The sequence below is a fragment of the Citrobacter sp. genome, assembly GCF_050252275.1.
Classification (GTDB): domain Bacteria; phylum Pseudomonadota; class Gammaproteobacteria; order Enterobacterales; family Enterobacteriaceae; genus Citrobacter_A; species Citrobacter_A amalonaticus.
This window is the reverse complement of sequence record NZ_JBFWLF010000250.1, coordinates 1-6,780: the sequence shown is the minus strand read 5'-3', so window position 1 is coordinate 6,780 and position 6,780 is coordinate 1. Positions and strand designations below refer to the sequence as shown.

Here is a 6,780-nt window from a genome sequence, read left to right as displayed (position 1 = left end):
CCGTGTGTTTCGTGAAAAAGGTGTGGTGATTGAGAAAGCCCCGGTAGAAGATGCAATCCTGAAAAACACCGTCGATTTTGTCTCTTACAGCTATTACACGTCGCGCTGCGCGTCGGCTGAGATGAACACAAAGAACAGCAGTGCCGCGAACGTGGTGAAGTCAATGCGCAACCCGTACATCCAGGTCAGCGACTGGGGCTGGGGGATCGACCCGCTTGGACTGCGCATCACGATGAATATGATGTACGACCGCTACCAGAAACCGCTGTTCCTGGTGGAAAACGGTCTCGGGGCAAAAGATGAAATCGATGCCGATGGCCACATTAATGACGATTATCGTATTCGCTATTTGCGCGAACACATCCGTGCGATGGCTGACGCCATTGAAGACGGCGTGCCGTTGATGGGTTACACCACCTGGGGCTGTATTGATCTGGTGGCCGCGTCGACGGGTGAGATGAGCAAACGGTATGGGTTCGTCTATGTCGACCGCGATGATGCCGGCAACGGTACGCTTGCGCGAACGCGTAAAAAATCGTTCTGGTGGTACAAAAAAGTGATCGCCAGCAACGGCCAGGATTTGGCGTAAACAGGATGGCGGATGGCGCTCGCGCTGTCCGCCCCTCCCTTCCCTCGTTACATCATTTGCATTTTGTTTCCGCTATCTCCCTTCCAGTTTCCGGTTTGCCCCTTCCCTTTTTTACTGGCATTTTATACAGGTATTTTCATCTACTCGTGGGCAACAAGGAATCGTTTATGACTATTGAGGCTGGCAGTCCTGAAATCGCTATCATCAGGCCGTTTCGTCGTTTAAAGGTGAGCTATGTCAGAAAGCGCCATGAAGATCCAAAAACCGGCAATACGCGCCGCTATAGCCGGCATGCGTCGTTAACCATTAATGGCGACTGGCTGGAACAGGCGGGTTTTCCGACCGGCACCCTTGTCAATGTGGCGGTAATGCAGGGGAAATTAGTGATCGAACAGGTGAGAGAGGAACAGGCCGGATGAGGTCAGAGCGTCATCCGGCATGAATGTCACGACGCCGCTAATTCCGCGAAGCCGCCGTGGCCCTCCCAGCCGTCGAGACGCTGGTAAATGGTGTCGACGGCATCCTTAATGGGTTGAGTCATAGGATAATAGAACCCGACGATATCCGGCTGAATCCCGAGGAAGATCACCTCGCCGACGTCTTCTTTAAGCTGATCAACCAGATAATTCAGCGGCATATTGTGGGTCGTCATCATGAACATCTCGGCGATATCGTCAGGATCGACAATGCGGATCTCGCCGGGATTCAACCCCATGTCGGTAGCGTCCACGATCAGCAGACGATCCGGGCGCAGTTCGCGAATGGCCACGATGTCATTTTCCGGCGCACTGCCTCCGTCAATGACCACCCAGTGACCTTTCGCCTGCGCCGCGCATTTTTCTGCCAGCAGCGGACCCGCGCCGTCATCCCCCATCATGCTGTTGCCAACACACAATAAAACGTCAGTCACGGTGTCTCCTTACCATCAGGTAAATCGCGCTCTCCTGATGAATATCATGCAACATGCTGAGCATCTGTTTGCTCCATGCCTGCTGCTCCGGGGTCTGTACCGCGAGCGCACGATCAAACGCGTGCGCCAGCATTTGCACATGATTAAAATCGATGACGATCTCGCCGTACTTCGGCACCCCTTCCATCTTCCGACGGGCCTCGCAACCCTCTTCCAGCGTGGCAATCCACGTCAGATACGCCTCCCACGGGCAGGTCAGCGCGGCTTCCAGGCAGTCGATGATCCCAAGATGGTGACCAATCGCCAGGCTGTAATAGACAACCTGCTGCGCCTCGGCGGGCGTCGCATCGTTCTCATCAATAAACTTACGGCTCAGTTGACTGAACACCACCGTTTCACTCATCGGATACGCGCCTCTTCGACTACCTGATTAAGGTGGGTGACGATCTCGGTCAGACGCGGATCGCTTTCCGCTTCCAGCCAGCGCGCCACCTGATGTTCACCCTGGCCGAGTTGACGCAAGTAATCATCCGCAATCTGACGCCCATAGCGATAACCGGCCAGTCGACGCGCCTCGCGATCGACCTTCACGCGCAGCGGCTGCACCATGTCCGGATGCAGAATTTCCGCTGGCTGATCGTCCAGTTCTCCCGGTGCACGAGCATGAATTTTCTGCTCCAGCAGGCCCAGCGCCATCGCAAAGCCGTACAGCGTTGCCGCAGGCGTCGGTGGGCATCCTGGAATATACACATCCACCGGCACAATTTTGTCGGTGCCGCCCCAGACACAGTACAGGTCATGGAAAATACCGCCGCTGTTGCCGCAGGCGCCGTAAGAGATGCAGATTTTCGGATCGGGCGCAGACTGCCAGGCACGCAACGCCGGGGAGCGCATCGCACGGGTAACCGCGCCGGTGAATAGCAGTATGTCCGCATGGCGCGGTGACGGTACGACTTTGATACCGAAGCGTTCGGCGTCAAACAACGGTGATAAGGTCGCAAAAATTTCAATTTCACAACCGTTACAACCGCCGCAGTCCACGCGGTAAACATAGGCTGAACGCTTGATGTTTTTCAGTAATGACGCCTTCATGCTGGCGATGGACTCATCCACCGTCATCGGTACCGGAATACCGTTTGCGTCACGCGGACCTAATAAATGGCTCATCAGCTGGCCTCTTTCATATGGCGAGTCAGTTCAATTCGGTCGGACGGCACCAGGCACTTCTGACGTTTGCAGTCCGGGCAGGTCTCAAAGCTTTCGCGGTGATGCTCAGCGCGGCTGTCGCCGTTGTGCTTAAGCAGCGCAATGGCGTAATCAATCTCTTTCTGAACAGCGAAAGGACGATGGCATACGCGGCAGTTGCACAGCGCAAAACGGGACTGCTGGAGGAAATCCTCTTTCTTCCACACCGCCAGTTCATACTCCTGCGAAAGCTTGATCGCCGCCGTCGGGCACACTTCTTCGCAGCGGGCGCAGAAAATGCAGCGCCCGAGGTTGAACTGCCAGGCCAGTTCGCCGCTGGCCAGATCGGTTTCCACCGTCAACGCATTTGACGGGCAGGCATTCACGCAGGCCGCGCAGCCAATGCACTGCTGCGGATTGTGCTCCGGCTTACCGCGGAAGTTTTTATCAACCGCAATCGGCTCCAGCGGATAAGACGAAGTCGGCGCGCCGGTTTTGATGACTTTTTTGATAAAGGTAAACATGGCGATTCCTTATTTCAGCGGCGAGTTTTTACGCTCAATGCTGTAGCGCTCAAGTTCTTTGTATGGCACGACTTTGCTCTTCTTCTTACGCACATCCACCACGGTCATGCGGTCAGTACAGGAGTAGCAAGGGTCAAGGCTACCGATAATCAGCGGTGCATCAGAAACGGTGTTGCCGCGCAGCATGTAACGCAGGGTCGGCCAGTTGGCGTAAGTCGCCGCACGACAGCGCCAGCGATACAGCTTCTGGTTGTCGCCGGTCATGCTCCAGTGAATATCGTCACCGCGTGGTGCTTCGGAAAAGCCCAGCGCAAAGCGATGCGGAATGTAGGTGAAGCCTTCCACCATCAGCGGACCGCCGGGCAGGTTGTCCAGACCGAAGTCGATCATATTCAGTGCGGTGTACACTTCGTTGATACGCACTTTCAGACGCGAGATCACATCGCAGCCCTGTTCGCTGTGAACCGTCATCGGCAGCAGACCGTAACCGACAAACGGGTGATCGGCGCGGGTGTCACGAGCGTGACCGCTGGCGCGAACCATCGGCCCAACGTTACTGAAATCACGCGCAATCTCTGGATCCAGACGACCAATTCCCACGGTGCGCTGTTCCATGTTCGGCGTACTGAGCAGCATATCCACCAGTTCCTGCACGTCGCGACGCATCTGCTGCGCCAGTTGACGGGTCTGGATCATGTCCTCTTTCAGCAGATCGCGACGAATCCCGCCGATCAGGTTCAGACCGTAGGTCTTACGCGCCCCGGTCAGGATCTCCGCCATCTTCATGGAGGTTTCGCGTACGCGGAAGAACTGCATAAAACCAGAGTCAAAACCGGTGAAGTGACAGGCCAGACCGAGGTTCAGCAGATGGGAGTGCAGACGCTCCACCTCCAGCAGAATGGCGCGGATCATCTGCGCGCGTTCCGGCACCACGATGCCCATCGCGTTTTCAACGGAGGTGGTATACGCGGTGCTGTGGGCGAAGCCGCAGATCCCGCAAACGCGATCCGACAGGAAGGTGACTTCGTTGTAGCCCATCCGGGTTTCCGCCAGTTTTTCCATGCCGCGATGGACATAGAACAGGCGGTAATCAGCGTCGATAATATTTTCGCCATCAACAAACAGGCGGAAGTGTCCCGGTTCATCCGAAGTGACGTGCAGCGGGCCAATCGGCACCACGTTATTTTTCTTGTCACCCAGTTCATTGATGAACTCGTAGGTTTCCGCATCGGTGGTCGGTGCCGGGCGCTGACGATAATCCATGCTGTCTTTACGCAACGGATAGAGTTCGTCCGGCCAGTCATCCGGCAGCACCAGACGGCGTTCGTCCGGCAGACCGACCGGGATCAGACCGTACATGTCGCGCACTTCGCGCTCGCCCCAGACGGCAGCCGGCACGCGCGGCGTGACGGACGGGAATTCCAGCTTATTGGCATCAACTTCAACACGTACCGTGATCCAGCATTTGGTACCCTGCTCCATCGACAGCACGTAGTACACCGCGTAATGACCGCACAGTTGACGTTCATCATTGCCAAACAGCACCGAGAGCCATCCGCCCTGCTTGTAGTAAAGGAATTCGACCACTTCCGGCAGATAGTTGACCTTCACGGTGATGGTCAGTTGATCCCGGGTCTGCCAGGCTTCGTCCAGCACCACGCCAGGAAACGCCTGGTGCAGTGCGGCAAGGTATTGTTGACCAACTTTTTCTTCAGACATGCTCAAACTCTCTTAAATCACGCCACCAGCAAGGAGACGAACGCTAAAAACGCAAACCCAAAACCGGCCCAGGTCACGCGTGAGGTGGCGCAAAAACGCAGACGCGCCATGCTGTTTTCAAACAGGGCAATCACCAGTACGCCGACAAGCAGCTTGACGATGGCGATCACCAGCGCCAGCAACAGTCCACCTGCGCTGAACGTTTCCATCTGTCCCCACGGCAGGAACACGCCGACAAACATTTGCAGTACTACCAACTGTTTCAGGCTAATGCCCCACTTCAGCACCGCAAAACCGCTGCCGCTGTATTCGGTCAGCGGCCCTTCCTGCAATTCCTGCTCCGCTTCCGCCAAATCGAACGGCAGTTTGCCCATTTCGATAAACGTGGCGAAAGCACAGGCGCACAGTGCCAAAATCAGCGGAATGCTGCGGGCTGCTGGCCAGTGATAGATCGTATCGGTGATATTGCTGATATGGGTGGAACCCGCAACCTGCGCAGCGACCCACAGTCCCAGCAGCAGGATCGGCTCCACCAGCACGCCGAGCATCGCTTCACGACTGGCACCGATCGCCGTGAACGGGCTGCCGGTATCAAGTCCCGCGATAGAAAAGAAGAAACGGGCAATAGCGAACAGATAAATCAACGTGATCAAATCGCCCAGTTGCGGCAGCGGTGAACCCACGGTTACCACCGGCAGCGCGGTAGCGATGGTCAGCATAACGCCCACCATCACAAACGGCGTCAGACGAAAGACCCAGCCAGCATCCGCTGGCGCGACGCTCTGACGGCCCAGCAGTTTGAGCAGGTCGCGATACTCCTGCAATACACCAGGACCGCGGCGATTGTGCAGACGGGCACGCGCCACGCGGGTCACGCCGGATAGCAGCGGCGCAGCGGCAAATAACACCAGCGCCTGAATTAACGGATATAAAACACTCATTCTCAGGCTCCTCGTGAAACCACAATCACCACCAGCACGGCCAGTTCGATCAGTGCCAGGCGGCGGAACAGCACCGGTACCGCCGCGCTTTGCCAACCCGGAACCCACGCTACCGGATTGAGCCACTTACGCAGTTTGAGAACCGGTGCAAAGGCTTCCTTCACTGGCATCGCGAAACCGTGCGCGGTAATGACCATCGACTGCTCGTGATCGTAACCGCAGACCCATGCCGTCCCGCGAGAACGCGATGGCAGACGGTTGCCTTTGAACACCGCCATGATGATGAACGGCAGCAGCGGACAGGCAATCAGCAACAGCGTGATCATGGGTTGCGATACGGTGGTATTGGCGGTTTCCAGCGGCAACGGTACGGCAGTCGCCAGCAGCGGCAACAGCCACGGCGCGGCAACCCCGCCGAGTACGCAACAAATCGCCAGCGCCACGACGCTGATGCCCATCAGGAGAGGCGCACAGCAGGCGTTTTCCGCCTCTTTCGTGCGCGGCGCGCCGAGGAAGGTCACGCCATACACTTTCGCCATACACATCACCGCCAGCGCACCGGTAATCGCCAGTCCGACCGCCAGTAGTGGCCCCAGCAGACGACCAATAAACGCGCCGCTGTTGCCCAGTTTGAAGAAGGACTGGTAGATCACCCACTCGCCAGCAAATCCGTTCAGCGGCGGTAGTGCAGCCATCGCCATCAGCCCCACCAGCATCGCAATGGAAATGACCGGCATGCGTTTACCGATGCCGCCCAGTTTTTCGATATCGCGATGTCCGGTACGAAACCAGATGCTGCCCGCGCCAAGAAACAGCACGCTTTTGAACAGGCTGTGGTTCACCAGGTGATAGAGACCACCGGTCAGGCCCAGCGCAATCAGCGTCGGTTGTTTGAGAGCAATCCCGGTCACG

9 protein-coding genes are annotated in these 6,780 nt (G+C 57.0%); 2 read left to right on the top strand and 7 right to left on the bottom strand.

The window, feature by feature from the left end; genetic code table 11:
* Both AB7E14_RS18240 and AB7E14_RS18235 read left to right on the top strand, forming a co-directional pair.
* On the top strand, positions 1–589 hold a 589-nt coding region (locus AB7E14_RS18240; protein ID WP_428169761.1), incomplete at its 5' end, for a family 1 glycosylhydrolase.
* A gap of 167 nt (positions 590–756) precedes the next feature.
* Positions 757–1,008, top strand: coding sequence for a SymE family type I addiction module toxin (locus AB7E14_RS18235; RefSeq protein ID WP_042999595.1), 252 nt, complete (start codon positions 757–759; stop codon positions 1,006–1,008).
* A gap of 26 nt (positions 1,009–1,034) precedes the next feature.
* Here AB7E14_RS18235 and hycI read toward each other — a convergent pair whose 3' ends face one another.
* From hycI to AB7E14_RS18200, 7 genes are all read right to left on the bottom strand, one after another.
* Entirely contained in the window at positions 1,035–1,499 is a 465-nt protein-coding gene (hycI, locus tag AB7E14_RS18230; RefSeq protein WP_044327114.1) for a hydrogenase maturation peptidase HycI, read from the bottom strand.
* Positions 1,492–1,902 (bottom strand): formate hydrogenlyase maturation HycH family protein, encoded by a 411-nt coding sequence (locus AB7E14_RS18225; RefSeq protein ID WP_044327113.1) that lies wholly within the window; start codon positions 1,900–1,902, stop codon positions 1,492–1,494. The genes hycI and AB7E14_RS18225 overlap by 8 nt, the downstream gene beginning before the upstream one ends.
* The gene (gene hycG / locus AB7E14_RS18220) at positions 1,899–2,666 is read right to left on the bottom strand and encodes a formate hydrogenlyase subunit HycG (RefSeq protein ID WP_042999592.1); all 768 of its coding nucleotides are present in this window, start codon (positions 2,664–2,666) and stop codon (positions 1,899–1,901) included. The genes AB7E14_RS18225 and hycG overlap by 4 nt, the downstream gene beginning before the upstream one ends.
* Complete coding sequence (gene hycF / locus AB7E14_RS18215; protein WP_044255059.1) at positions 2,666–3,208, bottom strand: formate hydrogenlyase subunit HycF; 543 nt, start codon at positions 3,206–3,208, stop codon at positions 2,666–2,668. Before hycF ends, hycG begins: the two co-directional genes overlap by 1 nt.
* A 9-nt stretch (positions 3,209–3,217) precedes the next feature.
* Complete coding sequence (gene hycE, locus AB7E14_RS18210) at positions 3,218–4,927, bottom strand: formate hydrogenlyase subunit HycE (RefSeq protein ID WP_042999590.1); 1,710 nt, start codon at positions 4,925–4,927, stop codon at positions 3,218–3,220.
* 17 nt (positions 4,928–4,944) lie between these two features.
* Positions 4,945–5,868, bottom strand: a complete 924-nt coding sequence (locus tag AB7E14_RS18205) for a respiratory chain complex I subunit 1 family protein (RefSeq protein ID WP_044327883.1) — start codon at positions 5,866–5,868, stop codon at positions 4,945–4,947.
* 2 nt (positions 5,869–5,870) lie between these two features.
* The coding region (locus tag AB7E14_RS18200) for a proton-conducting transporter membrane subunit (protein WP_428169760.1) at positions 5,871–6,780 on the bottom strand (910 nt) is incomplete at its 5' end.

Bases quoted from the DNA above. Each gene is read 5' to 3' on its own strand.
- hycF (WP_044255059.1), bottom strand. From the start codon at position 3,208: ATGTTTACCTTTATCAAAAAAGTCATCAAAACCGGCGCGCCGACTTCG.
- AB7E14_RS18235 (WP_042999595.1), top strand. From the start codon at position 757: ATGACTATTGAGGCTGGCAGTCCTGAAATCGCTATCATCAGGCCGTTT.
- hycE (WP_042999590.1), bottom strand. From the start codon at position 4,927: ATGTCTGAAGAAAAAGTTGGTCAACAATACCTTGCCGCACTGCACCAG.
- AB7E14_RS18225 (WP_044327113.1), bottom strand. From the start codon at position 1,902: ATGAGTGAAACGGTGGTGTTCAGTCAACTGAGCCGTAAGTTTATTGAT.
- hycG (WP_042999592.1), bottom strand. From the start codon at position 2,666: ATGAGCCATTTATTAGGTCCGCGTGACGCAAACGGTATTCCGGTACCG.
- AB7E14_RS18205 (WP_044327883.1), bottom strand. From the start codon at position 5,868: ATGAGTGTTTTATATCCGTTAATTCAGGCGCTGGTGTTATTTGCCGCT.